Genomic DNA, 26,432 nt, shown 5'->3' with positions numbered 1-26,432 from the left:
CCATGGGCCTGCATCTTAACGAAGGTGGCGATGACCTCGCCGAGAACCACGAAATCAACGTCACGCCGTTCATCGACGTGATGCTGGTGCTGCTGATCATCTTCATGGTCGCAGCCCCGTTGGCCACGGTCGACATCAAGGTCGACCTGCCCGCCTCGACCGCCAAACCGGCACCGAGGCCCGAGAAACCGGTGTTCGTCAGCGTCAAAGCCGACCAGAAGCTGTATGTCGGCGACGATCAGGTACCTGCCCCAGACCAGCTTGGCCCGATGCTCGATGCCAAGACCAAGGGCGACAAGGAAACCACCATCTTCTTCCAGGCCGATAAAGGCGTGGATTACGGTGACCTGATGGAAGTGATGAACAACATGCGCGCGGCCGGCTACCTGAAAGTCGGCCTGGTAGGTCTCGAGACGGCAGCCAAGAAATGACGAAACCGCGCTCAAACGTGGCGCGCTACGGTGGCAGCCTGGCGATCGTGCTGGGCGTGCACGTGGTCGCCGTGCTGCTCACGCTCAACTGGTCGGTGCCCCAGGCCATCGAACTGCCTCCGGCAGCGATGATGGTCGAGTTGGCGCCGCTGCCCGAGCCCGCGCCACCACCACCTCCGAAAGCAGCTCCACAGCCACCGGCACCGGTAGAAGAACCGCCGCTGCCGAAGCTTGTGGAGGCTCCGAAGCCCAAGATCGCTATCCCGAAACCGCCGAAGCCAAAGCCCAAGCCACAGCCGCCCAAGCCTGAGAAAAAGCCTGAGCCGCCGAAGGATGAGCCACCGGCCAAGGAAGAAGTCGCGGATACGCCGCCAAGCAACACGCCACCACAGAAGTCGGCGGCACCGGCACCAAGCATCGCGTCCAACAGCAAAGCCTTGCCGACCTGGCAAAGCGACCTGCTGCGCCACCTGGCGAAGTACAAGCGCTACCCGGAAGACGCGCGACGTCGCGGCCTGCAAGGCATCAACCGCCTGCGGTTCGTGGTCGATGCCGAAGGCAAGGTGGTGTCGTATTCGATGGCTGGCGGTTCGGGCAGTGCGGCCCTGGACCGGGCAACCCTGGAGATGATTCGTCGGGCCGGCACGGTACCGAAACCACCGCCCGAGCTGCTGAACAACGGCACGATCGAAGTGGTGGCACCGTTCGTCTACTCGCTGGATCGCCGCTGATACGGTTGTTTCTGTCACAAATCAGCAAGTCTGATAACGTGCGTCTATCGTTTGCAGCCGCTATGCTGGGCCCGCAACTTCATGGACGCACGTTATGACCCTCACAGAATTACGCTACATCGTCACACTCGCCCAAGAGCAGCACTTCGGCCACGCCGCCGAGCGCTGCCACGTCAGCCAGCCGACCCTGTCGGTCGGTGTGAAGAAGCTTGAGGACGAGCTGGGTGTACTGATTTTCGAGCGCAGCAAAAGCGCGGTGCGCCTGACCCCGGTCGGCGAGAGCATCGTGGCCCAGGCGCAGAAGGTGCTGGAGCAGGCCCAGGGCATCCGCGAACTGGCCCAGGCCGGCAAGAACCAGCTGACCGCACCGCTGAAGGTCGGCGCCATCTACACCGTCGGCCCTTACCTGTTCCCGCACCTGATCCCTCAGTTGCACCGGGTCGCCCCACAGATGCCGCTGTACATCGAAGAGAACTTCACCCACGTCCTGCGCGAAAAGCTGCGCAACGGCGAGTTGGATGCAGTGATCATTGCCCTGCCGTTCAACGAGGCCGACGTGCTGACCCTGCCGCTCTACGACGAGCCATTCTGTGCGCTGATGCCCGCCGACCACCCGTGGACGGCCAAGAAAACCATCGACACCGCCATGCTCAACGACAAGAGCCTGCTGCTGCTCGGCGAGGGCCACTGCTTCCGCGACCAGGTTCTGGAAGCCTGCCCGACCCTGAACAAAGGCGGTGAAGGTTCCAAGCACACCACGGTTGAGTCCAGCTCCCTGGAAACCATCCGCCACATGGTTGCATCGGGCCTCGGGGTGTCGATCCTGCCGCTGTCGGCGGTGCACAGCCACCACTATGCGCCAGGTGTCATCGAGGTACGTCCACTCACTGCACCCGCACCGTTCCGCACCGTGGCCATCGCCTGGCGCGCCAGCTTCCCGCGGCCTAAGGCGATCGAGATCCTCGCTGACTCCATCCGCCTTTGCTCGGTGGCCAAGCCGCCCGTGGAACAACCGGCCTGAATCATGACTGAGCTGTCGAAGGTGTCGGTCACGGCGCTCAAGGGTGTGGGCGAGGCCATGGCGGAAAAACTCGCCAAGGTTGGCCTTGAGAACTTGCAGGACCTGCTGTTCCACCTGCCCCTGCGTTACCAGGACCGCACTCGCGTGGTGCCCATCGGAGCACTGCGCCCTGGCCAGGATGCGGTGATCGAAGGCGTGGTCAGCGGCGCCGATGTCACCATGGGCAAACGCCGCAGCCTGGTGGTACGCCTGGGTGACGGCAGCGGCGTGCTGAGCCTGCGCTTCTACCACTTCAGCAATGCACAGAAAGAAGGCCTCAAGCGGGGTACGCACCTGCGCTGCTACGGTGAAGCTCGTCCCGGCGCGTCCGGGCTGGAAATCTATCACCCAGAGTATCGTGCGCTGAATGGCGACGAGCCGCCGCCTCCGGTCGAGCAGACCCTGACGCCGATCTACCCGTCCACCGAAGGGCTCACCCAGCAACGCCTGCGCCTGCTCTGCCAGCAGAGCCTGGGCATGCTCGGCCCGCGCAGCCTGCCGGACTGGCTCCCAGACCAGCTGGCCCGGGATTACCACCTGGCGCCGCTGGACGATGCCATCCGTTATCTGCACAACCCACCCGCCGACGCCGACCTCGACGAACTCGCCGAGGGCCAGCACTGGGCCCAGCACCGGCTGGCGTTCGAGGAACTGCTCACCCATCAGCTTTCGCAACAGCGCCTGCGGGAAAGCCTGCGCAGCTTGCGCGCCCCCGTGTTGCCCAAGGCCGGCCGCCTGCAGACGCAGTACCTGGCCAACCTCGGCTTCAAGCCGACCGGAGCCCAACAACGGGTTGCCAACGAGATCGCCTACGACTTGAGCCAGGCCGAGCCGATGATGCGCCTGGTGCAAGGCGATGTTGGCGCTGGCAAGACCGTGGTCGCCGCCCTCGCCGCCCTGCAGGCGCTGGAAGCCGGCTACCAGGTGGCCCTGATGGCACCTACCGAGATCCTGGCCGAGCAACACTACATCACCTTCCAGCGCTGGCTTGAGCCACTGGGTATCGAAGTGGCATGGCTGGCCGGTAAGCTCAAGGGCAAGGCCCGTGTCAGCGCCCTGGAGCAGATCGCCAACGGCGCCCCCATGGTCGTCGGTACCCACGCGTTGTTCCAGGAAGAGGTGAAGTTCAAGCATCTGGCCCTGGCGATCATCGATGAACAACACCGCTTCGGCGTGCAGCAACGCCTGGCCCTGCGCAAGAAAGGCGTAGCCGGCGAACTGTGCCCGCACCAGCTGATCATGACTGCCACGCCCATTCCACGCACCCTGGCCATGAGCGCCTACGCCGATCTCGATACTTCGATCCTCGACGAGCTGCCGCCTGGTCGTACGCCGGTCAACACCGTACTGGTCGCCGACAGCCGCCGCTTCGAAGTGGTCGAGCGGGTCCGCGCCGCCTGTGCCGAAGGGCGTCAGGCGTACTGGGTGTGCACGCTGATCGAGGAATCCGAGGAGCTGACCTGCCAAGCGGCCGAAAGCACCTTCGAGGAGCTTGGCAGCGCCCTTGGCGAACTGCGCGTGGGCTTGATACACGGCCGCATGAAGCCAGCCGAGAAGGCCGCGGTCATGGCTGAGTTCAAGCAAGGCAACCTGCAACTGCTGGTGGCCACCACCGTCATCGAAGTCGGCGTGGACGTACCCAACGCAAGCCTCATGATCATCGAGAACCCCGAGCGCCTGGGCCTGGCCCAGCTGCACCAGCTGCGCGGCCGTGTCGGCCGGGGCAGTGCAGTGAGCCATTGTGTGCTGCTCTACCACCCGCCACTGTCGCAGATCGGTCGCGAGCGGCTGGGTATCATGCGGGAAACCAACGACGGCTTCATCATCGCGGAGAAAGACCTGGAGCTGCGTGGCCCCGGGGAGATGCTCGGAACCCGCCAGACCGGCCTGCTACAGTTCAAGGTCGCCGACCTGATGCGCGATGCCGACCTTCTGCCGGCCGTGCGGGATGCGGCCCAAGCCCTGCTCGCTCGCTGGCCCGACCATGTCAGCCCACTGCTAGATCGCTGGCTGCGCCACGGCCAGCAGTATGGCCAAGTGTGACGCTTGTCCCAAATTGGATCCAGCTTGCGGGCCAGGCTGGTTATACTTTGCGTTTAAAAGAAATAGTGGATACGGACCATGACTGAAGTTGCCCTGGACACCGCAACCCCACGCGCACCCTCGGTGATCAAGCTGCTGCTGGAAAAGCTTGGCGTCGGCTATCGCGAGGTGCCTGAGCATCCGGCCCTGCCGGCAGCTTCGCGGGTACAGGCGATTCTGCTCGACGATGAGCTTGGCGCCCTGATGGTGCTGTTCCCGCAGAGCAAGTTGCTGGACCTCAAACTCCTTGAGGAGCTTACCGGGCGCAAGCTCAGGGCGGTGCCCGTGGCACGCCTCAAGCAGATGCTCGACAAGCATAATCTGAAGGCGCTGCCGGGCATCCCGGCGCTGACCAGCTCACCCTGCCTTTACGAAGAAAAACTGCTCAATAACGACGCTCTGCACATCGAGTCCGGGGAAACCGGTCTATTGCTCGAGGTCGCGCGGGAAGATTTCAGGCGCATGGTGAAGAAAGCCAGCGGGGGCAGTTTCGGTCAGCCGGTGAGAGACATCCGGCCCAATCTGGACCGCCCCGACGACGACTCGAAGGAGATCACCCAGGCCGTTCAGGCCTTCACTGCGCGGCGCATCCAACAGCGGCTCGAACAAACCATCGAGATCCCGCCATTGGCCGACACCGCACAGAAAATCATCAAGCTGCGGGTCGACCCCAATGCCAGCATCGATGACATCACCGGCGTAGTGGAAACCGACCCGGCACTGGCCGCCCAGGTGGTCAGCTGGGCGGCGTCCCCCTACTACGCGTCACCCGGCAAGATCCGCTCGGTGGAAGACGCCATCGTGCGCGTGCTGGGCTTCGACCTGGTGATCAACCTGGCCTTGGGCCTGGCTCTGGGCAAGACCTTGAGCTTGCCGAAAGACCACCCGCAGCAGGCCACGCCGTATTGGCAACAGTCGATCTACACTGCCGCGATCATCGAAGGCCTGACGCGGGCTATGCCACGGGCCGAGCGCCCGGAAGCCGGCCTGACCTACCTCGCAGGGCTGCTGCACAACTTCGGTTATCTGCTGCTGGCACACGTGTTCCCGCCGCACTTCTCGCTGATCTGCCGTCATCTGGAGGTCAACCCGCACCTGTGCCACACCTACGTGGAGCAGCACCTGCTGGGTATCAGCCGCGAACAGATCGGCACCTGGCTGATGAAGCTGTGGGATATGCCGGAAGAACTGTCGGCTGCGATGCGTTTCCAGCATGACCCGTCCTACGACGGCGAATACTCGGCATTCCCCAACCTGGTGTGCCTGGCGACCCGGCTGCTGCGCTCGCGCGGAATCGGTTCGGGGCCGCAGGCAGAAATCCCGGATGAGTTGCTGGAGCGCCTGGGCATCACTCGGGACAAGGCCGAGGAAGTGGTCAACAAGGTGCTTGAAGCCGAGACCTTGTTGCGAGAGCTGGCATCACAATTCCACGCACCACATTGAACCGCTTGGGGCCGCTTTGCGGCCCTGTAGGAGCCGGCTTGCCGGCGACCACACGGTGAGCGTCGCGCGTGTAGCCTTCGCTCCCCCAGCGATATCAGCCCTTCTTCTTCGGCTTCAGGTGCTTCATCAACCCCTGGAACCACATCACCAGCGCCGGGTTGCCCTTGATCTGGATGTTCTTGTCCTGAATGCCCTGCATGAAGGCCAGTTGCTTGTTGCCTGCCTGCATCGTGGCAAAACCGTATGCCGCATCCTTGAAGGCAATGGCGAAGGCTGGTTGCGGGTGCAGCCCGCCCTTGCTGCTGACGCGCTCGCCGCTGACGATGAAGTGACGTGAAACCTTGCCGTCCAACGTCTGCATCTGGAAGACCAGGTCTTTGTCCTTGAGCTGCTGCTGAAACGCCGGATTGCTGCGGCTGGCCCTGGCCATCAACAGCCCCATGGCCCAGAGAAGAAAGCGAAACTTCATCAACGCGCCTCGAATAAAAAATGACTGAGTCGCGGAGTTTATCCGTTTCCTGAACTTTTTATACAGCTCTGCCGTAAGCAGCCATTACAAAACACAACGGGCGCCCTGGGGCGCCCGTCTCACTGACACTGGGGTTTTGTCAGGTGTTGTTCACTTGCCTTTCTTGGCCGGCTTGGCGGGCGCGTTGACGCTGTCACGCAGGTTCTTGCCTGGCTTGAAGGCGACGGTGTTGCTGGCCTTGATCTTCACCGGCTGGCCGGTTTGCGGGTTTTTGCCGGTACGGGCACCACGATGACGTTTTTCGAAGGTGCCGAAACCGACCAACGTGACAGTGTCCTTGTCCAGGGCACCGGTGATGCTGTCGAGAATCGCGTTCAGCACCTGATTGGCCTTTTCCTTGGTCAGATCGGCCTTTTCGGCGATGACGGCGGCGAGTTCTGGTTTACGCATAGTGAAGCCTCTTTGACGGAATTCTTGTTGTTATGCCGTGCTGCCCGATGAGGCAGCGCTCAAGGCGCCGCAGGCTCTAATCTGCGGCAGACGGGAGTGAGAATGGCACGCTCACAGGGGCCGCGCCAGTATCTGGGCGGCCATTGTGATGGCAACAACAGGATAAATCCGACAGAACGCCTGCTATTTACGCCATAAGGGCCGGCAACTGCCGATTCAGGGCCAGTTTCTCCATGACACCGGCGCCTGTCAGGGCATAGCCCAACAGCTGGCCGTCAGCATCGTGGCAGAGCACCTTGAGGTCACGCCCCTCCCCCTGCACCTGCCAGATACCCTCGCAGCCCTGCGGTGGCGGCGAGACGACCAAGGGGCAGGCCGGTGTCTTCACCGTGACCGGCATCGGCCCGTAACTCACTGCCGTGGGGTTGCCGGCCAAGGTCTGGGCCAAGGCCCGGGCACAGGTCATCAACGGCATCACATAGAGCAAGTTGATGCCCTCGACCTCGGCACAATCGCCCAGTGCGAAGATATTGCCGTGGGACGTACGCAACTGACGATCCACCACCACACCTCGGTTGGTTTGCAGACCCGCAGCGGCGGCCAGGTCGGTACGTGGACGCAGACCAATGGCAGACACCACCAGATCGCAGGCAATGACGGTGCCGTCGGACAAATGCGCGTCAAGGCCATCACCGGCACGCTGCAGGCGCGTCAGCACTGGTCCCAGGTGGAAGCGCACGCCAAGGTCTTGCAGCCCACCCTGCACGGCAGCCGCAGCCGCCGGGTGCAACAGGGTTGGCATCACTTGCTCGCAGGGAGCCACCACATCGACCTGATAGCCGCCCAAGGTCAGGTCGTTGGCGAACTCGCAGCCAATCAGCCCGGCGCCCAGAATCAGCACACGCTGCTTGTTTGCCGCGGCGGCACGAAAGCGCGCGTAGTCTTCCAGGTCATTGATGGGGAAAACCGAGTCGCCAGCATCACCCTCGATAGGCACCTGCACCGTCTGCGCGCCCCAGGCCAGTACCAAGTCCCGATACTCGACAGCCTCTTCGCCGATCCACAGGCGCTTGTGACCTGGGTCGATACCGCTGATGCGGGTATGGGTGCGGATTTCGGCATTGAGCTGCTCGGCCATGGCGCCTGGCTCGGCCATGCACAGGCCATCGGCATCCTTGTGCTTGGCAAAGCCGGTGGAGAGCATCGGCTTTGAGTAGGAGCGCCCGTCGTCGGCGGTAATCAGCAGTAGCGGCGTCTGGGTATCGAGCTTGCGAAACTCGCGGGCCAGGTTATAGCCCGCCAGACCGGTACCGATGATGACCACAGGGGATGACATGTCGTGCTTTCCTCGCGCTTGAACAGGGTTCGATCAACCGATGGCGATCATTTCGAAGTCACTCTTGCCGACACCACAGTCAGGGCATAGCCAGTCTTCCGGCACATCTTCCCAACGGGTGCCTGGGGCGATGCCATCGTCTGGCCAGCCTTCGGCTTCGTCATAGATCAAACCACACACAATACACTGCCACTTTTTCATCAGGCTTATTCCTCGATCAGGGTGGGCTTTGTAATGGCCCTGCCAGCAGTATGCAAGCAGTCGGGGCAATCATGCTAAGCTCGCGGCCTCTCTGGTTGTAACAAGCATACCGACGTGTCGTACGAAACCCCGCAAGCAGCCGCTGTCGCGTGGCTGGCGTATTCACAACTGGCAACCGGCCTCGGCCAGCCCATTCTTGACTGGCTGTTCGACGAGGGCTCGCTGACCCGCCGCCTGACCCGTCTTTCGCAGAATCACTTCACCGTCACCCCGCTGTTCGAAGGCTGGCAATCACTGCGTGACGACGAGTGCCTGGCCCTGGGCATCCCCGCAGGGGCCGAAGGCTGGGTGCGCGAGGTGTACTTGCGGGGCCATGGCGAGCCGTGGGTGTTCGCCCGCAGCGTGGCCAGCCGCAGCGCGCTGGAACGCGGTGGCCTGGACCTCGAATCGTTGGGCAGCCGTTCGCTGGGCGAGCTACTGTTCTGCGATCAGGCATTCGTTCGCCATCCACTTGAGGCGTGCACCTACCCCCAGCCCTGGCTGCCCGCCGACGTCGCCCAGGCCAACTTGTGGGGACGCCGCTCACGCTTTGAGCGTGACGGCCTGGACCTACTGGTGGCGGAAGTGTTTCTGCCGGCGTTGTGGCAAGCGGCCAAGGAGGAAACCCGCTGATGTACCTGCAACTGCTCAAGTCGCTGAACCGCGTACACCCGCGTGCCTGGGACTTCATCCAGCTCAGCCGCATGGACCGGCCCATCGGTATCTACCTGCTGCTGTGGCCAACCTTGTCGGCGGTGTGGATCGCCGGCAATGGCTCGCCGACACTGGCCAACGTGCTGATCTTCGGCCTGGGCGTGGTGCTGATGCGCGCCGCCGGCTGTTGCATCAACGACTTCGCCGACCGCAAGGTGGACGGCCACGTCAAACGCACCGCCGACCGCCCTCTGGCCAGTGGCAGGGTCAAGCCTCGCGAGGCCGTGGCGCTGTTCGCGATTCTGGTCGGGGTGAGTTTCCTGCTCGTGCTGTGCACCAACAGCAAGACCGTCTGGCTGTCGTTCGGCGCTGTGGCCCTGGCCTTCTGCTACCCGTTCATGAAGCGCTATACCTACTACCCGCAAGTGGTGTTGGGGGCGGCGTATTCCTGGGGTATTCCCATGGCCTTTACGGCAGCCGGCGGTGAGCTGCCGGCCAGCGCCTGGCTGCTGTACATCGCCAACCTGCTGTGGACGGTGGGCTACGACACCTACTACGCCATGGTCGATCGCGACGACGACTTGAAGATCGGGGTGAAATCCACCGCGATTCTGTTCGGCGAGGCTGATCGGGTGATCATCCTGAGCTTGCAGATGCTGTCGCTGGGCTGCCTGTTGCTGGCGGGAAGCCGCTTCGACCTGGGTGGCTGGTTCCACCTGGGGCTGCTGGGTGCGGCGCTGTGCTTTGCCTGGGAGTTCTGGTCCACGCGCAAGCTGGACCGGGAGTCGTGCTTCAAGGCGTTTCTGCACAATCACTGGGCGGGGATGCTGGTGTTCATTGGCGTGGTGCTGGATTACGCCCTGCGCTGAATTCATCGCCGGCAAGCCGGCTCCCACAAGTAAGGCCGTGATCTGAAGATCGACGCGATCCCTGTGGGAGCTGGCTTGCCGGCGTTGGGCTGCAAAGCAGCCCAAAATCTCAAGGCTTGGCGATATGCCAGACGTCCTTCACACCATCACCGGTCATATCCCCGGCTTTCTTGTCCTTGATGAAGGTATACAGCGGCTTGCCGTCATAGGCCCATTGCATCGAACCATCGTCGCGAGTGACGTGGGTCCACTTGTCCTTCGGCGCCTCGTCATCCTTCGAGACCATCAGCGGCGGCCAGTTCTTCGCGCACTCACCATTGCACATCGACTTGCCACCCGCGTCCTTGTCGAAGGTGTAGAGCGTCATGCCAGCATGGTCGACCCACATGCCGTCCTTTTCCATCGCATGGTGGGCGGACGCTACCCCCGGGAGCGCCAGTGCAGCGAAAAGGGCCATCCAGCTCAGCGTTTGTCGTGTCATTGGAATCACCATTATTCGGGGGTGGAGTAGATTCAGATCGCCGCTGCGGCGGCCCTGTGAAGCCTAGTCCAGTCATGGAATGTCGCCAGAACGGCCAACGCCCTGTCACACAGCTGCAATAATTCCGTTATCTAATGCGGGCCAAGACATCGTTCCTGGGAGAGGTTTAGAGCATGGTTGGCAGAAACATTCTGATCGTCGACGACGAGGCGCCCATCCGCGAGATGATCGCCGTTGCATTGGAAATGGCCGGCTATGACTGCCTGGAAGCGGAGAATTCGCAGCAGGCCCACGCGATCATCGTCGACCGTAAACCGGACCTGATCCTGCTGGACTGGATGCTCCCCGGCACCTCGGGCATCGAGCTGGCACGTCGCCTCAAGCGCGATGAGCTGACCGGCGACATCCCGATCATCATGCTCACCGCCAAGGGCGAAGAGGACAACAAGATCCAAGGCCTGGAAGTCGGCGCCGACGACTACATCACCAAGCCGTTCTCGCCTCGCGAACTAGTAGCGCGCCTGAAGGCTGTGCTGCGCCGCACCGGCCCAAGCGACAGCGAAGCCCCCATCGAAGTGGGCGGACTGCTGCTCGACCCGATCAGCCACCGCGTGACCATCGACGGCAAGCCGGCGGAAATGGGCCCCACCGAATACCGCCTGCTGCAGTTCTTCATGACCCACCAGGAACGCGCCTACACGCGCGGCCAGCTACTCGACCAGGTCTGGGGCGGCAACGTCTACGTCGAGGAGCGCACCGTCGACGTGCATATCCGTCGCCTGCGCAAAGCCTTGGGTGAAGCCTATGAAAATCTGGTACAAACCGTCCGGGGCACGGGTTACCGCTTCTCGACCAAGAGCTGACAACACCCGCAAGCCAGCCGCACGCCGCTGTACAAGGACCGTCAATTGAACCAGAACTGGCACGCGACCCTGATTCGCCACCTGCTGCTGCTTATCACCGTCTGCCTGATCGGTGGGCTGGTCAGCGGATATTACGGCTGGAGCCTGGCCATCGGCCTGGCGCTTTACCTGGGTTGGACCCTCAAGCAACTGCTGCGCCTGCATGACTGGCTGCGCAACCACCAGCCTGACGAGGCGCCGCCCGATGGCTACGGCTTGTGGGGCGAGGTATTCGACAGCATCTACCACCTGCAGCGCCGCGACCAACGCGTACGGGGCCGCTTGCAGGCAGTGATCGATCGAGTCCAGGAGTCCACCGCCGCATTGCGAGACGCGGTGATCATGCTCGACAGCGACGGCAACCTGGAATGGTGGAACCGCGCCGCCGAAACCCTGCTGGGTTTCAAGACACCTCAGGATGGCGGACAGCCAGTGACCAACCTGGTCCGTCACCCGCGCTTCAAGGAATACTTCGAAGCGGAAAACTACGCCGAACCGCTGGAAATCCCCTCGCCAATCAATGACCGTCTGCGGGTCCAGTTGCATATCACCCGTTACGGCAATAACGAACACTTGATGCTGGTGCGCGATGTCACCCGCATTCACCAGCTCGAACAGATGCGCAAAGACTTCGTGGCCAACGTCTCCCACGAGCTGCGCACGCCACTGACAGTGATCACCGGCTACCTGGAAACCCTGCTCGACAACGTCGAGGACGTGAACCCGCGCTGGGGCCGGGCGCTGCAGCAGATGAGCCAACAGGGCTCGCGCATGCAGACCCTGCTCAACGACCTGTTGCTGCTGGCCAAGCTGGAAGCCACGGATTACCCGTCGGACAACCAGCCGGTGGCGGTCGATGCCCTGCTGCAGTCGATCAAGGGCGATGCGCAAGCGCTTTCCGGCCCGCGCAACCAGCGCATCAGCCTGGAAGCCGCGCCGGGCGTGCGCCTCAAGGGTAGCGAAGCGGAATTGCGCAGCGCGTTCTCGAACCTGGTGTTCAATGCCGTCAAGTACACACAGGACGAAGGCAGCATCCGCATCCGCTGGTGGGCCGATGCGCAAGGGGCTCACCTGAGCGTTCAGGACTCGGGGGTGGGCATCGATGCCAAGCACCTGCCGCGCTTGACCGAGCGCTTCTACCGAGTCGACTCCAGTCGCGCCTCCAACACCGGCGGTACCGGGCTTGGGCTGGCGATCGTCAAGCATGTGTTAATGCGCCATCGCGGCAAGCTGGAGATCAGCAGCGTGCCGGGGCATGGCAGCACCTTTACCTGTCACTTTGCGCCGGCACAATTGGTTAACGGCACAAGCTGAAGGCCTCTGGGGCTGCTTCGAAGCCCTTTCGCGACACAAGGCCGCTCCCACAGGTTGCCAGTGGGAGCGGCCTTGTGTCGCGAAAGGGGCGCGAAGCGCCCCCAATGCACCACGACCCTTTGCTTTTACGCCCCCAGCCGCTACATTGGATCCCCTGTGCCAGCAAAAGCTGGCACTTTTTTTCTAATTTCCCAAAGACGGACCCCGTAAAAACTCCATCATGGACCCTTCCCCTGGTATCAGCCTCACCTCGTTATTCGCCGATTTCGGCATGATCATCTTTGCCCTGCTTCTGGTGCTGCTCAACGGCTTCTTCGTTGCCGCCGAGTTCGCCATGGTCAAGCTGCGCTCTACCCGCGTCGAGTCCATCGCCGAATTGCACGGCTGGCGCGGCAGCATTCTGCGCAAGGTTCACAATCAGCTGGACGCCTACCTGTCGGCTTGCCAGCTGGGTATCACCCTCGCCTCCCTGGGCCTGGGTTGGGTCGGTGAGCCGGCCTTCGCCCACTTGCTCGAACCGCTGCTGGCATACATGGGTGTGGACACGCCTGAGCTGATCAAGGCCATTTCGTTCTTCGTCGCCTTCTTCGTGATCTCTTACCTGCACATCGTGGTCGGCGAGCTGGCGCCCAAGTCCTGGGCCATCCGCAAACCGGAACTGCTGTCGCTGTGGACCGCCGTGCCGCTGTACCTGTTCTACTGGCTCATGTACCCGGCCATCTACCTGCTCAACGCCAGCGCCAACACCATCCTGCGCATTGCCGGCCAGGGCGAACCCGGGCCGCATCACGAGCACCACTACAGCCGTGAGGAGCTCAAGCTCATCCTGCACTCCAGCCGTGGCCAGGACCCAAGCGACCAGGGCATGCGTGTACTCGCCTCGGCCGTCGAAATGGGTGAACTGGAGGTGGTCGACTGGGCCAACTCCCGCGAGGACATGGTCAGCATCGACGCCCATGCACCGCTCAAGGAAATCCTGGCGCTGGTGCGCCGTCACAAGTTCAGCCGCTACCCGGTGTATGACGCCGAGCGTGAAGAATTCACCGGCCTGCTGCACATCAAGGACTTGCTGCTGGAGCTGGCCGAGCTGGAGCACCTGCCCGAGACCATCGACCTGGAAGACCTCTCCCGCCCGCTGGAGCGGGTTTCCCGCCACATGCCGCTTTCGCAACTGCTGGAGCAGTTCCGCAAGGGCGGTGCGCACTTCGTGCTGGTCGAGGAAGCCGATGGCAAGGTCATCGGCTACTTGACCATGGAAGACGTGCTGGAAGTGCTGGTCGGCGACATCCAGGACGAGCACCGCAAGACTGAACGCGGCATCCTCGCCTACCAGCCAGGTAAGCTGCTGGTGCGGGGTGATACACCGCTGTTCAAGGTCGAGCGCCTGCTGGGTATCGACCTCGATCACATCGAGGCGGAAACCTTGGCTGGCCTGGTCTACGAGACGCTCAAGCGTGTGCCGGAAGAAGAGGAAGTGCTGGAGGTCGAAGGCCTGCGCATCATCATCAAGAAGATGAAAGGGCCGAAGATCGTGCTGGCCAAGGTGCTGAAGCTGGATTGACCTTCTGTGGGCCGCTTTGCGGCCCAATCGCCTGAAAAGCCCTCAAGGGTTGCCGGCGGTGAAGTCCGGCAGCCCGCCAATCGGCCGGTCGAACTGAAACGGTATCGACTCCAGCGCCAACCCCACGTTGCGCTGCACCACGAAATGCAGGTGTGGCCCCGTGCTGTTCCCTGTGTTGCCCGACTTGGCCAACGCCTGCCCCACCACCACTTGCTGCCCCTCAGCCACTACCACTGAACCGCGCATCAGGTGCAGGTAGACGCCCATGGTGCCGTCCGGGTGAAGAATGCGCACAAAGTTGCCCGACGGGTTGGTGCCCCGCCCGCTCTGGCTGTTCTCGACCCTGACCACCACCCCGCCACGGGCCGCGATGATCGGCGTGCCTTCGGGCATCGCGATGTCCATGGCATAGCGCCCTTTCGGGCCGAAATGGCTGAAACGGCCATTGGGGCCCTGGGTCAGGCGGAATGGCCCGCCCTTCCAGGGAAAGGGATAGCGGTAAGCCAGCGAGCGCTGAGTGGGGTCTCCCATGGCGTACTGGAACTGGCTGGTGTATTTCAGCGGCCCGCCGGGCGTCCCCAGCACCGAGCCAAGCAACTTGGTCGAACGCGGCCCGACGATAGTGCGCACGGTACGCGGAGCATTGCCACCGAAGGCGTTGGCCAGCTTGTCGATACGCAACTCGACCTGCATCGGCACGTACAGCTCGTTACGCACAAGGAAACGCACGCCGCCTGGGAAAGGCTCGGTCTGCAAACGCACCTTGCCCTCTATGCGCTCGAGCATGGGCTCACGCAGTTCGAAGGTTTTCGCACCCGGGCTGTAGCGGTCGGAGTAGGAGACCACGCCGAAATTGTCGACAGTCTTGTAGATGGTCATGCCCAGGCTCGACGCCGAGGCCGTGAGCAAGGCACAGAACAGCAGCAGGCGGGAGGCTGGCATGATGATGGCTTTTTGACAGGTTTGATCTATCGAAGCCTAGCAGCGGGATTTGCTTGGGGTGCTGCAGTTGGTCGGGTGGTGGCCTAATCGCCGGCAAGCCGGCTCCCACAGGGTTTGTGCTGAACCTGTGGGAGCCGGCTTGCCGGCGATTGCGTCAGGCGCCCGGGGTGAAATGCTTCTGCTGCGTGCCGCGCGCGATCAGCCGCGACAGGTAGTCCAGCTTCTGTGCATCCTGATCGACGAACTTGAACGTCAATTGCAGCCAATCGCTCTCGGGTTTCGGCTCCAGCGCAGCAATCGCATGCAGGTAGCCGTTCAGTCGCGCCACCTCGGCGCTATCGCCCTGCTCCAGGTCCAGCACTGCGCCTTCGAGCACTTGCGGCAACACCGCACCACGGCGAACCACCAGCAAGGCTTCCTTGAGGCTCAGGGCCTTGATCACGCACGGCTGGGTACCGCTGGACAAGCGCAGCTGACCCTGACCCCGGCCAGTTTGCGCGGCAGCAGCGGCAGCGGTCGTGGGGGTTGGCGCGTTGATCAATGGTTTGGCCGGGGCCGCCGCAGGAGCCGTAACCTTGGCCACTTCGGGTTTGCCGCCGGTAAGGGCGCTCAGCGAGTCGTTGGCAAATGCCGAGTTGACCCGCGCCTGAGCACCGGCCATCAGGCTGTCGAGCTTGCCGATCTTGGTCAGCGCCTTCTTCACCTTGGTCAACAATTGCTCGTTGGTGAACGGCTTGCCGACGAAGTCGGAAACGCCTGCCTGAATGGCCTGGATCACGTTCTCCTTGTCACCACGGCTGGTCACCATGATGAACTGCAGGTTCTTCATCTCAGGCTGCTGACGGCACCAGGTCAGCAGTTCCAGGCCGGACATTTCCGGCATCTCCCAGTCGCACAGCACCAGGTCGAACGGCTCTTTGCTCAACGTGGCCATGGCTTTGCGGCCGTTCACCGCATCGTCGATGACCATGCCCGGGAAGGCGTTGCGCAGGCACTTCCTGACCAGGTCACGAATGAACGGCGCGTCATCCACGACCAGCACATTGACTTTACTCATCGATACTCCTCTTGAACCCCGACTAGCCTACCGCTGATGGGTGGCCATTTGCCAATACCTGGGTCACGCCGGGACTTCTTCACATCATTCGCGGGTGCCTGCTGGCTGCTCGACCGCAAACGAAAACGCCCGGCACAGGCCGGGCGTTGATGCTCGGGAGCAATCTTATTTATCGTCCGGTTCAGCCGGAACATTAGCGATATCGGCGGTTCCCTGGACTTCCTCTTTCATACGCTTGAGGCCCAGGTGACGTACGTCGGTGCCGCGCACCAGGTAGATCACCAGTTCCGAGATGTTGCGTGCGTGGTCGCCGATACGCTCCAGCGAACGCAGGGCCCAGATCACGCTCAGTACCCGCGAGATCGAACGCGGGTCTTCCATCATGTAGGTCACCAGCTCGCGCAGCGCGGTCTTGTACTCGCGGTCGATGGTCTTGTCGTACTGGGCCACCGACAGCGCCAGGTCGGCATCGAAGCGGGCGAAGGCGTCCAGGGCGTCACGCACCATGTTGCGCACCTGGTCGCCGATGTGGCGCACTTCGACATAACCGCGCGGCGACTCGCCTTCCTCGCACAGCTGGATGGCACGGCGGGCGATCTTGGTCGACTCGTCACCGATGCGCTCCAGGTCGATCACCGACTTGGAGATGCTGATGATCAGGCGCAGGTCGGACGCGGCAGGCTGACGGCGAGCGAGGATGCGCACGCATTCCTCGTCGATGTTGCGCTCCATCTGGTTGATCTGCTCGTCCACTTCGCGCACTTGCTGGGCCAGGCCCGAGTCGGCCTCGATCAGCGCGGTGACGGCGTCGTTGACCTGCTTCTCGACCAGGCCGCCCATGGCCAGCAGGTGGCTGCGCACCTCTTCGAGCTCGGCGTTGAACTGCTGGGAAATGTGATGCGTAAGGCTTTCTTTGTTGATCATCGTCTCGCTCCGCGAAGAAGCTGCAAGCTTCAAGTAGTTCGTGTCGTTCCCTGGCTTCGGTTACTAGCCGTAGCGACCGGTGATGTAGTCTTCGGTCTGCTTCTTCGCCGGGTTGGTGAACAGGGTGTCGGTATCACCGAATTCGACCAGTTTGCCCATGTACATGAACGCGGTGTAGTCCGAAACACGCGCCGCCTGTTGCATGTTGTGGGTCACGATGACGATGGTGTACTTGGATTTCAGTTCGTAGATCAGCTCTTCGACCTTCAGGGTCGAGATCGGGTCCAGTGCCGAGCATGGCTCGTCGAGCAGCAGTACTTCAGGCTCTACCGCGATGGTGCGGGCAATCACCAGACGCTGCTGCTGACCGCCGGACAGGCCCAGGGCCGAGTCGTGCAGACGGTCCTTCACCTCATCCCAAAGCGCCGCACCTTTGAGTGCCCACTCGACAGCCTCGTCGAGCACGCGCTTTTTGTTGATGCCCTGAATACGCAGGCCGTAGACCACGTTTTCATAGATGGTCTTGGGGAACGGGTTGGGCTTCTGGAACACCATACCCACGCGGCGACGCAGCTCGGCCACGTCTTCGCCCTTGCGGTAGATGTTGTTGCCGTACAGGTTGATGGCGCCTTCCACACGGCAACCATCGACCAGGTCGTTCATGCGGTTGAAGGTACGCAACAGGGTCGACTTGCCGCAGCCGGACGGGCCGATGAAGGCGGTCACGCGCTGTTTGGGGATGTTCATGCTGACGTCGAACAACGCCTGCTTGTCGCCATAGAACAGGGACAGGCCCGGTACTTCAATGGCGACGGTCTCTTCGGCCAGGCGCAGGCTCTGCTTGTCGCGGCCCAGGGCAGACATGTCGATGCCGTGGGTATGGGATTCTTGCTGCATGGTTGACTCCATACGCTATCAATTCGTTTCAAAGGGCCGCCCGGTTGGCGGGCGGCGCGCTTGCAATCAGGTTCAGCTGTCGAGGGCCTTGTACTTCTCGCGCAGGTGGTTACGAATCCACACCGCCGAGAGGTTGAGGGTGGCGATCACCATCACCAGCAACAGCGCGGTGGCGTAAACCAGCGGCCGCGCGGCCTCGACGTTGGGGCTCTGGAAGCCTACGTCGTAGATGTGGAAGCCCAGGTGCATGATCTTCTGGTCCAGGTGCAGGTACGGGTAGTTGCCATCCACCGGCAGCGATGGCGCCAGCTTCACCACACCTACCAGCATCAGCGGTGCCACTTCACCGGCGGCGCGGGCCACCGCGAGGATCATGCCGGTCATCATGGCCGGGCTGGCCATCGGCAGCACGATCTTCCACAGGGTCTCGGCCTTGGTCGCGCCCAGGGCCAGGGAGCCTTCACGCACGGTACGCGGGATACGCGCCAAGCCTTCTTCGGTGGCCACGATCACCACTGGCACGGCCAGCAGTGCCAGGGTCAGCGAAGCCCAGAGCAGGCCCGGTGTACCCAGCGTCGGTGCTGGCAGTGATTCGGGGAAGAACAGGCGGTCGATCGAGCCACCCAGCACGTAGACGAAGAAGCCCAGGCCGAACACGCCGTAAACGATGGCCGGAACACCCGCCAGGTTGTTCACCGCGATACGGATCAGCCGGGTCACCGGGCCCTGCTTGGCATACTCGCGCAGGTAGACCGCAGCCAGCACACCGAACGGGGTGACGATCACAGCCATGATCAGGGTCATCATCACGGTACCGAAGATGGCCGGGAAGATACCGCCCTCGGTGTTGGCTTCACGCGGGTCGTCGCTGAGGAACTCCCAGACCTTGGCAAAGTAGGTGCCCATCTTGGTCATGCCGGACATGGCGTTCGGCTGGATGGCATGTACCACTTTGCTCAGGTTGATCTCGACTTCGCGACCGTTGCCGTCACGCGCCACGATACTGTCGCGGGCGAAGGCCTGGTGCAGGCCGGTCAGGCGGTCTTCGATCGCCTTGTAGCGGCTGTTCAGCTCGGCACGCTCGGCGTCCATGTCCGCCTGGGCTGCTGCGTCCAGCTTGCCGTCCAGCTCCAGCTTGCGGGCATGCAGGCGCAGACGCTCGAGGCCGTGGTTGATGGCACCGATGTCTTTCTTCTCGAGGCTCTGCAGTTCGCTGTTGAACTGGTTGGCACGCTTGAGGCGGGCCTGCAGCTCGTTCCAGGCCGCAGGGCCTTCGGCGACTACCTTGCCCTCTTGCTTGACGCTGACCAGGTAGCCATAGAAGTTGCCCCACTCACGGCGCTCCAGGGCGATCAAGTCAGCTGGCTTCTGCTCATCCACCAGCCAGTCGCCGACCACCCAGGTGAAGTCACTGCCATTGAGGTCGCGGTTACCGACCTTGATCAGCTCGCGGGTCATGAACTCCGGGCCCTCGTCCGGTACCGGCAAGCCGGCACCCTTGAGGCGTGCACGCGGCACTTCTTCTTTCTGTACCACTTCACCGATGACGACATGGTCGGCCTGGCCCGGCACCTTGTAGGTGGCCTGGATCAGGTCCGCCGGCCAGAAGTGGCCCAGGCCACGCACGGCGATCACAGCCAGCAGGCCGACGGTCATGATCACCGCCATGGCGACCGCGCCACCGCTGATCCAGACGCCTGGGGCGCCGCTCTTGAACCAGCCTTTGAGGGAATCCTTTTTCACGGATCTCTACCTTTCTATCAAAGCGACGAGTATTTCTTGCGCAGACGCTGGCGAATCAGCTCGGCCAAGGTGTTCATGATGAAGGTGAACATCAGCAGCACGAGGGCAGCGAGGAACAGCACACGATAGTGGCTGCCGCCGACTTCCGATTCAGGCATCTCCACCGCCACGTTGGCGGCCAGGGTGCGCATGCCTTCGAACAGGTTCAGCTCCATCACCGGGGTGTTGCCGGTAGCCATGAGCACGATCATGGTCTCGCCCACCGCACGGCCCATGCCGATCATCAGCGCCGAGAAGATACCCGGGCTGGCGGTGAGGATGACCACGCGGGTCAGGGTCTGCCACGGCGTCGCGCCCAGGGCCAGGGAGCCCAGGGTCAGGCTGCGCGGCACGCTGAACACGGCGTCTTCGGCAATGGAGTAGATGTTCGGGATGACCGCGAAGCCCATGGCGATACCGACTACCAGAGCGTTGCGCTGGTCGTAGGTGATGCCCAGATCGTTGGTGATCCACAGGCGCATGTCGCCACCGAAGAACCAGGTCTCCATGAACGGGCTCATGTACAGGGCGAACCAACCGATCACCAGAATCACCGGGATCAGGATTGCCGCTTCCCAGCCATCTGGAATGCGCAGGCGAATCGACTCAGGCAGGCGGCTCCAGCCAAAGCCCGCGAGCAGAATGCCGACCGGCATGATCACGAACAGGCTGAACACACCAGGCAGGTGGCCTTCCAGGTACGGCGCCAGGAACAGGCCGGCGAAGAAGCCCAGAATCACCGTCGGCATCGCTTCCATCAGTTCGATCACCGGCTTGACCTTGCGGCGCATGCCCGGGGCCATGAAGTAGGCGGTGTAGATGGCCGCGGCGATAGCCAGCGGTGCAGCCAGGATCATCGCGTAGAACGCGGCCTTCAGGGTACCGAAGGTCAGTGGCGACAGGCTCAGCTTGGGTTCGAAGTCAGTGTTCGAGGCGGTGGACTGCCAAACGTACTTCGGCTCGTCATAGTTCTCGTACCAGACCTTGCCCCACAGCGCGCTGAAGGAAATCTCCGGGTGCGGGTTCTTCAGACTCAGCGGCAGCAGCTTGCCGCCTTCCTCGATGATGATGCGGTTGGCACGCGGCGACAGGGCCAGGATACCCGCACCTTCAGCCGCAGGCTCGACCAGCAGCGTGCGGTGTGCGGTGCTGTGGAACACGCCCAGCTTGCCAGCTGCGTCCAGGGCGACGAAGCCCTTGCGGCGCTCCTCGGCATCGATCTGCACGATAGGCGCCTTGTCCATCTGGAAGCTGCGAATCAGCTTGAAGCGCGACTCGCCATCCGGATCACGGGCCATGAACCACTGGGCCAGGCCACCCTTGGAGTCACCGATGATCAGCGAGATACCGCCCACCAGTTGCGCGGTGGCGGTGATCTCGGTGTCAGCGCTTTCGGACAGCTTGTAACGGCCATTAAGGCTCTTTTCACGCAGGCTGAAGACATCGGCGGTGGCGCGACCATTGATCACGTACAGCCACTGCTGACGTGGGTCGATGAAGATGTTCTTCACCACTTCGGTCATCTGCGGCAGTTCGATGCGGTTCTGCTCGGTGGTGACCTCGCCGGTCATCATGTTCTCGGTGCTGGTCAGCTCGACTACCTGTAGGTGCGAACCGGTGGAGCCGGCCAGCACCAGGGTTTCACCATTGAGGTTGACACTCACGTGTTCAAGCGGACGACCCTCGTCATCGAGCACGAACGGCGTCTGGCCGTACGGGAAGTCGATGCCAGGGGTGATGGTCTTCTTGTTGTCCGGGTAGGTGATCTTGTAGGTGTGGTGGAACACCAGCGCCTGGCCGTTGGACAGGCCCAGTACCACCAGAGGGCTACCTGGCTGGTCGGTGCTGATCGAGCTGACCTGGGTACCAGCTGGCAACGGCAGGTCGACGCGCTTCACTTCGGCACCGGTCTTGGTGTCGAAGAACAGCGCCTGGCCCTTGTCGGAAATCCGCATCCCCACCAGGTTCTGCTCTTCAAGCGCAATCATCAGTGGCTTGCCGGCATCCTGTTGCAGCCAGGTCGGCTCCAGCGCCTTCTTGCTGGTCAGTTCAGCGCCCTGGAACAGCGGCAGCACCACATAGGCCAGGTAGAAGAAGATCAGGGTAATGGCTGCCAATACGGCAAGCCCGCCCACCAGTACATACCAGCGGGTCAGGCGATCCTTGAGGGCGCGCATGCGGCGCTTGCGTTGCAGCTCCGGCGTATTGAAGTCAATCCGCACGGGAGGGGAATTTTGGGTCATTGTGGAGTTGGCCAGATCATTCATGCGCACACCCTAGCGGTCCCGTATGACAAAAACATGACAGTGCGTTGACGCACAAAAGCCCGCCGCTCAGGAAACCTGGCTTCGGACTGGGAATTCGTGGAAAAGGCCGGCATCCGCGCCGGCCCCTTCCTCAGTTACTTACTTCTTTGCGACGTTACCTGCGTGGGACAGGCCCAGGTCAGCCAGGGTCTTGTCGACCACTTTGGCCGGCAGCGGGATGTAGCCATCCTTCACCACGACCTGCTGGCCAGCTTGCGACAGGACCAGCTTGACGAACTCGGCTTCCAGCGGGGCCAGAGGCTTGTTCGGGGCTTTGTTGACGTAGACGTACAGGAAGCGCGACAGCGGGTAGGTGCCGTTCAGGGCGTTGGCTTCGTTGTCTTCGACGAACTCGCCACCTTCTTTCTTGGCCAGGGCTACGGTCTTGACGCTAGCGGTCTTGTAGCCGATGCCCGAGTAGCCAATGCCGTTCAGCGAGGAGCTGATCGACTGCACGACCGAAGCCGAGCCAGGCTGTTCGTTGACGTTAGGCTTGAAGTCGCCTTTGCACAGGGCTTCTTCCTTGAAGTAGCCGTAGGTGCCGGATACCGAGTTACGGCCGAACAGCTGAACCGGCTTGTTGGCCAGGTCGCCGGTCACGCCCAGGTCGCCCCAGGTTTTGACGTCGGATTTGCCACCGCACAGGCGGGTGGAGGAGAAGATCGCATCGACCTGGGCCATGGTCAGGCCTTTGATCGGGTTGTCCTTGTGTACGAACACAGCCAGGGCGTCAACGGCGACCGGGATGGCGGTCGGCTTGTAGCCATACTTCTGCTCGAAGGCCTGCAGCTCGACGTCCTTCATCTTGCGGCTCATCGGGCCGAGGTTGGCGGTGCCTTCGGTCAGCGCGGGTGGCGCGGTGGAGGAGCCGGCAGCCTGGATCTGGATGTTTACGTTCGGATATTCCTTCTTGTAGGCCTCGGCCCACAGAGTCATCAGGTTCGCGAGGGTATCGGAGCCGACGCTGGAGAGGTTGCCCGAAACACCGGTGGTCTTGGTGTAGGTCGGGATTGCAGGGTCGACAGCGGCTACCGCATTGGCGGTTGCAACGCCAGCGGCGGCAAAGGTGAGGGCCGCCATCAAACGCTTCAGTTTCATGCCTTGCTCCTAGCAGGAATATTGGGGGTGTTGGATGGATCGGGCCCAAGTATCTGCAGGCCGCATGAACACGATATGACTTCAATATGACAATTGGATGAAAGGCCATCACCGGTTGCCGGGATGGCCTTTGCAGGATGTTGCAGAGGGCGGAAGCAAGGTCTGCCCCCTTCGCGGGTAAATCGGATCGCCGCACCGCCGCTCCCACAGGGGTTGCGCATGCTCCTGTGGGAGCGGGCTTACCTGCGAAGAGAGCCTTGGCGCCAATCCATCAGCGCTTGTTGGCGAACAGATAGAGGCCCACGATCAGACCAACGGCACACAAACCAGCCACATAGTAGGCAGGTGCCATCGGGCTGACCTTCAGCAGCGCGGTCACCACCATCGGCGTCAAACCACCGAAGATCGCGTAGGCCACGTTGTAGGAGAAAGACAGACCACTGAAACGCACCACCGGTGGGAAGGCTTTGACCATCACATAAGGCACGGCGCCGATGACGCCCACGCACAGGCCGGTGATGGCATACAGCGGGAACAGCAGATCAGGCCGGGTTGGCAGGCTGTGGTAGAAGGTCCAGGACGTGGCCAGCAGCAACAGGCTACCAATCACGAACACCCGGCCAGCACCGAAACGGTCAGCCAGGCTACCAGCACCGATGCAGCCCAGGCTGAGCAGCACGATCGCCAGGCTGTTGGCCTTGAGCGAGTCAGTCGGGCTGATGTGGTAGATGCTCTGCAGCAGCGCCGGGGTCATCAGGATCACCACGACGATGCCCGCCGACAGCATCCAGGTCAGCAGCATCGACAGAATGATCGGGCCACGGTGATCGCGCAGCACTGCCCGCAATGGCAGCTCTTCGGCCAATGCCTTGCGCTCCTGCATCTCGGCGAACACTGGGGTTTCGTGCAGCCAGCGGCGCAGATAGACCGAGAACAGGCCAAACACGCCGCCAAGCAGGAACGGGATACGCCAGGCGTAATCGGCCACTTCCTCGGCGCTGTACACGCTGTTGATCAGTGTCGCCACCAGCGAACCCAGCAAGATGCCGGCAGTCAGCCCTGCGGTCAGGGTGCCGCAGGCATAACCGGTATTGCGCGCCGGAACGTGCTCGGAGACGAACACCCAGGCTCCCGGAACCTCACCACCGATGGCCGCGCCCTGGATCACGCGCATCAACAGCAACAGAATCGGTGCCCACATGCCAATTTGTGCATAGGTTGGCAGCAGGCCCATGACCAGCGTCGGCAGCGCCATCATGAAAATGCTCAGAGTGAACATCTTCTTGCGGCCCAGCAGGTCGCCGAAGTGGGCCATGACGATCCCGCCCAGCGGCCGTGCCAGATAGCCGGCGGCGAAGATGCCGAACGTTTGCATCAGGCGTAGCCACTCGGGCATGTCGGCCGGGAAGAACAACTTGCCGACCACCGTGGCGAAGAACACGAAAATAATGAAGTCGTAGAACTCCAGCGCTCCGCCAAGGGCGGACAGTGAGAGGGTCTTGTAGTCACTGCGGGTCAGCGGCCGTGAGGGCTGCTCGATACTGCTCGGCACGGAGGTCATCGCTCATTCTTCTCTTGTAGGTCATGCAGGCCGCTTGGCATGCGGCTTCTGGATAAGGGACAGGCGAAGATAGCAAATTGCCGAGCCGCGTCGATAGCGATACAAAATCCATACAGATATTCATCAATGCACGGTCGTCGCTGGCTGTTCGGCTCTATATACTGCCCATTCGTAGGAAAAAGGTTGGTCCAACTGTGGGATGTTGTGCGAAAACGCCGGTCATTATGCTCAGGCGGTTTCGCAGAGTTTCCCTATGGCCGCCCAGCAAAGCGAAATCAGCGTAGTATGTTTCGAGCTGAATCGTTTTCACGGCCTTGCGCCAAACCAACGAAGCGTCACGGGTCAGAGGCCCCACCGCATGATTGAGCTCGAACAAGAAGATCCTATCCCGCAAGGTGACCTGGCCTTGCAAATCACCGCACTCCCCCGTGAAACCAACGGTTTCGGCGACATCTTTGGCGGCTGGCTGGTTGCCCAGATGGACTTGGCCGGTACCGCCATGGCCAGCCGCGTCGCTGGCGGCCGGGTTGCCACGGTGGCCATCGACCGCATGGCGTTCCTGGTTCCAGTAGCCGTGGGCGCGCAACTGTCGTTCTACACCCAGACCTTGGAAATCGGCCGCAGCTCGATCCAGATGATGGTCGAAGTCTGGAGCGACGACCCGCTGTCCAGCGAATGGCGCAAGGTGACCGAGGCGGTATTTGTCTTCGTGGCCATCGATGGCAGCGGCCGCACCCGCTCTGTGCCTCGTCGCTGAGCCTTGCGAGCGGTAAACTCATTGCAGGTCAAAGGGTCCAAGACCCACAGGCATTCAATGAGACGAGCGCAATGGCTACCTTCAAGGTCGAATCCGAGCAACACGGCGAACTCAACTGCTGGCGTATCACCAGCGACCGCGCCGAATTACTGATCGCCCAACAGGGTGCGCAGATCCTCAGCTACCAGCGTGTCGGCGAGCCGCCGCTGCTGTGGCTGAGCGACCAGGCCATCTTCCGCCAGGGCAAGTCGGTGCGTGCCGGTGTACCGGTATGCTGGCCGTGGTTCGGCAATCTGCAGCGCAACCCCCAGGCCGTTCAGGCCATGTACCACGGCGAGCAAGCACCGGCCCATGGTCTGGCACGCGCGCGCGACTGGCAGTTGCTGGGTATCGAAGAAGTGGGCGAAGGCCTGCGTATCGAATTCGAACTGCCCGAGGCACAGGGTGATCTGCCCGACTGGCCCCATGACGTAGAGCTGAAGCTGGCGATCGAGCTGGGCGAGGATCTGCAACTGAACCTGACCAGCCGCAACATGGGCAATACCCCGGTCACCATCAGCCAAGCCCTGCATAGCTACTTTGCCGTCAGTGACGTGCGCCAGGCACGTGTCGAAGGTGTCGAAGGGCTGGACTACATCGAGACCTTGGCTGACTGGGAACAGCGCAAACAGCAAGGTGCGCTCGGTTTTTCCGGTGAGACTGACCGAATCTACCTGAGCACCCCCACGCAGCTGAGCATTGTCGACCCGCACTGGAGCCGGTGTATTACCCTGACCAGCAGCGGCTCGCGCTCGGCGGTGATCTGGAACCCTTGGACCGAGCGCGCCCGCGAATTGCCGGACATGGCCGATGATGGCTGGCAGCGGATGCTGTGCATCGAGACGGCGAATGTGTGGGATGACGTGGTGACGTTGGCACCTGGGAAAAGCCATAGTCTGGGCGTGTCGATCAGTGACGAGGCCCTCTGATCCAGCACTTCTGGCGCTTATCATGACCCTATCGCCGGCAAGCCGGCTCCCACATGGACCGCGACGAGCTTGAGATCAGCGCAGCACCTGTGGGAGCCGGCTTGCCGGCGATAGGGC

At 62.3% G+C, this 26,432-nt stretch carries 25 protein-coding genes; 12 read left to right on the top strand and 13 right to left on the bottom strand.

Annotated features, from left to right (window positions below; all coding sequences use genetic code 11):
• Positions 1 to 2 precede the first annotated feature (2 nt).
• The 5 genes from exbD to PspTeo4_RS21815 all read left to right on the top strand — a co-directional run bounded on the left by exbD (position 3) and on the right by PspTeo4_RS21815 (position 5,747).
• Complete coding sequence (gene exbD, locus PspTeo4_RS21835) at positions 3 to 431, top strand: TonB system transport protein ExbD (protein WP_013974803.1); 429 nt, start codon at positions 3 to 5, stop codon at positions 429 to 431.
• Positions 428 to 1,162, top strand: coding sequence for an energy transducer TonB (locus PspTeo4_RS21830; protein WP_322365946.1), 735 nt, complete (start codon positions 428 to 430; stop codon positions 1,160 to 1,162). Before exbD ends, PspTeo4_RS21830 begins: the two co-directional genes overlap by 4 nt.
• A gap of 94 nt (positions 1,163 to 1,256) precedes the next feature.
• Positions 1,257 to 2,183, top strand: a complete 927-nt coding sequence (locus PspTeo4_RS21825) for a hydrogen peroxide-inducible genes activator (protein ID WP_176517654.1) — start codon at positions 1,257 to 1,259, stop codon at positions 2,181 to 2,183.
• Between the two features lie 3 nt (positions 2,184 to 2,186).
• Entirely contained in the window at positions 2,187 to 4,265 is a 2,079-nt protein-coding gene (gene recG, locus PspTeo4_RS21820) for an ATP-dependent DNA helicase RecG (protein WP_322365945.1), read from the top strand.
• A 78-nt stretch (positions 4,266 to 4,343) separates the two neighbouring features.
• The gene (locus PspTeo4_RS21815; protein ID WP_322365944.1) at positions 4,344 to 5,747 is read left to right on the top strand and encodes an HDOD domain-containing protein; all 1,404 of its coding nucleotides are present in this window, start codon (positions 4,344 to 4,346) and stop codon (positions 5,745 to 5,747) included.
• 94 nt (positions 5,748 to 5,841) lie between these two features.
• Here the strand turns inward: PspTeo4_RS21815 and PspTeo4_RS21810 are convergent, their stop codons facing one another.
• From PspTeo4_RS21810 to PspTeo4_RS21795, 4 genes are all read right to left on the bottom strand, one after another.
• On the bottom strand, positions 5,842 to 6,216 hold the full coding sequence (locus tag PspTeo4_RS21810) for a helicase (protein ID WP_322365943.1): 375 nt from the start codon (positions 6,214 to 6,216) through the stop codon (positions 5,842 to 5,844).
• Between the two features lie 150 nt (positions 6,217 to 6,366).
• The gene (locus PspTeo4_RS21805; protein ID WP_016394014.1) at positions 6,367 to 6,666 is read right to left on the bottom strand and encodes an HU family DNA-binding protein; all 300 of its coding nucleotides are present in this window, start codon (positions 6,664 to 6,666) and stop codon (positions 6,367 to 6,369) included.
• Positions 6,667 to 6,853: 187 nt separating this feature from the next.
• Complete coding sequence (locus PspTeo4_RS21800) at positions 6,854 to 8,002, bottom strand: NAD(P)/FAD-dependent oxidoreductase (protein ID WP_322365942.1); 1,149 nt, start codon at positions 8,000 to 8,002, stop codon at positions 6,854 to 6,856.
• 33 nt (positions 8,003 to 8,035) lie between these two features.
• Positions 8,036 to 8,203 (bottom strand): rubredoxin, encoded by a 168-nt coding sequence (locus PspTeo4_RS21795; protein ID WP_011536423.1) that lies wholly within the window; start codon positions 8,201 to 8,203, stop codon positions 8,036 to 8,038.
• Positions 8,204 to 8,317: 114 nt separating this feature from the next.
• Between PspTeo4_RS21795 and PspTeo4_RS21790 the strand changes: the two genes are divergently transcribed.
• Together PspTeo4_RS21790 and ubiA are read left to right on the top strand one after the other, a co-directional pair.
• Positions 8,318 to 8,875: a chorismate--pyruvate lyase family protein gene (locus tag PspTeo4_RS21790; RefSeq protein ID WP_322365941.1), complete on the top strand. Its 558-nt coding sequence runs from the start codon at positions 8,318 to 8,320 to the stop codon at positions 8,873 to 8,875.
• Positions 8,875 to 9,765: a 4-hydroxybenzoate octaprenyltransferase gene (ubiA, locus tag PspTeo4_RS21785; RefSeq protein ID WP_322365940.1), complete on the top strand. Its 891-nt coding sequence runs from the start codon at positions 8,875 to 8,877 to the stop codon at positions 9,763 to 9,765. The genes PspTeo4_RS21790 and ubiA overlap by 1 nt, the downstream gene beginning before the upstream one ends.
• Before the next feature lie 109 nt (positions 9,766 to 9,874).
• On the opposite strand, the gene PspTeo4_RS21780 is transcribed toward ubiA, so the two are convergent.
• Positions 9,875 to 10,246 carry a hypothetical protein gene (locus PspTeo4_RS21780; protein ID WP_322365939.1) on the bottom strand — a complete coding sequence of 124 codons (372 nt, stop codon included), beginning with the start codon at positions 10,244 to 10,246 and terminating at the stop codon, positions 9,875 to 9,877.
• 173 nt (positions 10,247 to 10,419) lie between these two features.
• Here PspTeo4_RS21780 and phoB point away from each other — a divergent pair, with 173 nt between their 5' ends.
• From phoB to PspTeo4_RS21765, 3 genes are all read left to right on the top strand, one after another.
• Positions 10,420 to 11,109 (top strand): phosphate regulon transcriptional regulator PhoB, encoded by a 690-nt coding sequence (gene phoB, locus PspTeo4_RS21775; protein ID WP_003253341.1) that lies wholly within the window; start codon positions 10,420 to 10,422, stop codon positions 11,107 to 11,109.
• Between the two features lie 45 nt (positions 11,110 to 11,154).
• The gene (gene phoR / locus PspTeo4_RS21770) at positions 11,155 to 12,462 is read left to right on the top strand and encodes a phosphate regulon sensor histidine kinase PhoR (RefSeq protein ID WP_322365938.1); all 1,308 of its coding nucleotides are present in this window, start codon (positions 11,155 to 11,157) and stop codon (positions 12,460 to 12,462) included.
• Between the two features lie 220 nt (positions 12,463 to 12,682).
• Positions 12,683 to 14,023, top strand: a complete 1,341-nt coding sequence (locus PspTeo4_RS21765; RefSeq protein WP_322365937.1) for a hemolysin family protein — start codon at positions 12,683 to 12,685, stop codon at positions 14,021 to 14,023.
• Positions 14,024 to 14,065: 42 nt separating this feature from the next.
• Here the strand turns inward: PspTeo4_RS21765 and PspTeo4_RS21760 are convergent, their stop codons facing one another.
• From PspTeo4_RS21760 to PspTeo4_RS21725, 8 genes are all read right to left on the bottom strand, one after another.
• Positions 14,066 to 14,965 (bottom strand): M23 family metallopeptidase, encoded by a 900-nt coding sequence (locus PspTeo4_RS21760; protein ID WP_322365936.1) that lies wholly within the window; start codon positions 14,963 to 14,965, stop codon positions 14,066 to 14,068.
• 154 nt (positions 14,966 to 15,119) lie between these two features.
• A complete protein-coding gene (locus PspTeo4_RS21755) occupies positions 15,120 to 16,022 on the bottom strand; it encodes a response regulator (RefSeq protein WP_322365935.1) in 903 nt (300 codons plus the stop codon).
• A 165-nt stretch (positions 16,023 to 16,187) separates the two neighbouring features.
• Positions 16,188 to 16,946: a phosphate signaling complex protein PhoU gene (gene phoU, locus PspTeo4_RS21750; protein ID WP_322365934.1), complete on the bottom strand. Its 759-nt coding sequence runs from the start codon at positions 16,944 to 16,946 to the stop codon at positions 16,188 to 16,190.
• 63 nt (positions 16,947 to 17,009) lie between these two features.
• On the bottom strand, positions 17,010 to 17,843 hold the full coding sequence (gene pstB / locus PspTeo4_RS21745; RefSeq protein ID WP_322365933.1) for a phosphate ABC transporter ATP-binding protein PstB: 834 nt from the start codon (positions 17,841 to 17,843) through the stop codon (positions 17,010 to 17,012).
• A gap of 72 nt (positions 17,844 to 17,915) precedes the next feature.
• Positions 17,916 to 19,586 carry a phosphate ABC transporter permease PstA gene (gene pstA, locus PspTeo4_RS21740; RefSeq protein WP_322365932.1) on the bottom strand — a complete coding sequence of 557 codons (1,671 nt, stop codon included), beginning with the start codon at positions 19,584 to 19,586 and terminating at the stop codon, positions 17,916 to 17,918.
• A 17-nt stretch (positions 19,587 to 19,603) separates the two neighbouring features.
• A complete protein-coding gene (locus tag PspTeo4_RS21735) occupies positions 19,604 to 21,892 on the bottom strand; it encodes an ABC transporter permease subunit (RefSeq protein ID WP_322365931.1) in 2,289 nt (762 codons plus the stop codon).
• 138 nt (positions 21,893 to 22,030) lie between these two features.
• The gene (locus PspTeo4_RS21730) at positions 22,031 to 23,029 is read right to left on the bottom strand and encodes a phosphate ABC transporter substrate-binding protein PstS (protein WP_322365930.1); all 999 of its coding nucleotides are present in this window, start codon (positions 23,027 to 23,029) and stop codon (positions 22,031 to 22,033) included.
• 271 nt (positions 23,030 to 23,300) lie between these two features.
• Positions 23,301 to 24,590: an MFS transporter gene (locus tag PspTeo4_RS21725; protein ID WP_322365929.1), complete on the bottom strand. Its 1,290-nt coding sequence runs from the start codon at positions 24,588 to 24,590 to the stop codon at positions 23,301 to 23,303.
• Positions 24,591 to 24,948: 358 nt separating this feature from the next.
• Here PspTeo4_RS21725 and PspTeo4_RS21720 point away from each other — a divergent pair, with 358 nt between their 5' ends.
• Positions 24,949 to 25,347: an acyl-CoA thioesterase gene (locus PspTeo4_RS21720; RefSeq protein WP_003253317.1), complete on the top strand. Its 399-nt coding sequence runs from the start codon at positions 24,949 to 24,951 to the stop codon at positions 25,345 to 25,347.
• Positions 25,348 to 25,418: 71 nt separating this feature from the next.
• Positions 25,419 to 26,315 carry a D-hexose-6-phosphate mutarotase gene (locus PspTeo4_RS21715; protein WP_322365928.1) on the top strand — a complete coding sequence of 299 codons (897 nt, stop codon included), beginning with the start codon at positions 25,419 to 25,421 and terminating at the stop codon, positions 26,313 to 26,315.
• Positions 26,316 to 26,432: the final 117 nt, after the last annotated feature.

Origin of the sequence: Pseudomonas sp. Teo4 (genome assembly GCF_034387475.1) — a bacterium.
Taxonomy (GTDB): domain Bacteria; phylum Pseudomonadota; class Gammaproteobacteria; order Pseudomonadales; family Pseudomonadaceae; genus Aquipseudomonas.
The sequence above is the reverse complement of the archived record's forward strand: the minus strand, read 5'-3'. Positions and strand labels throughout refer to the sequence as shown.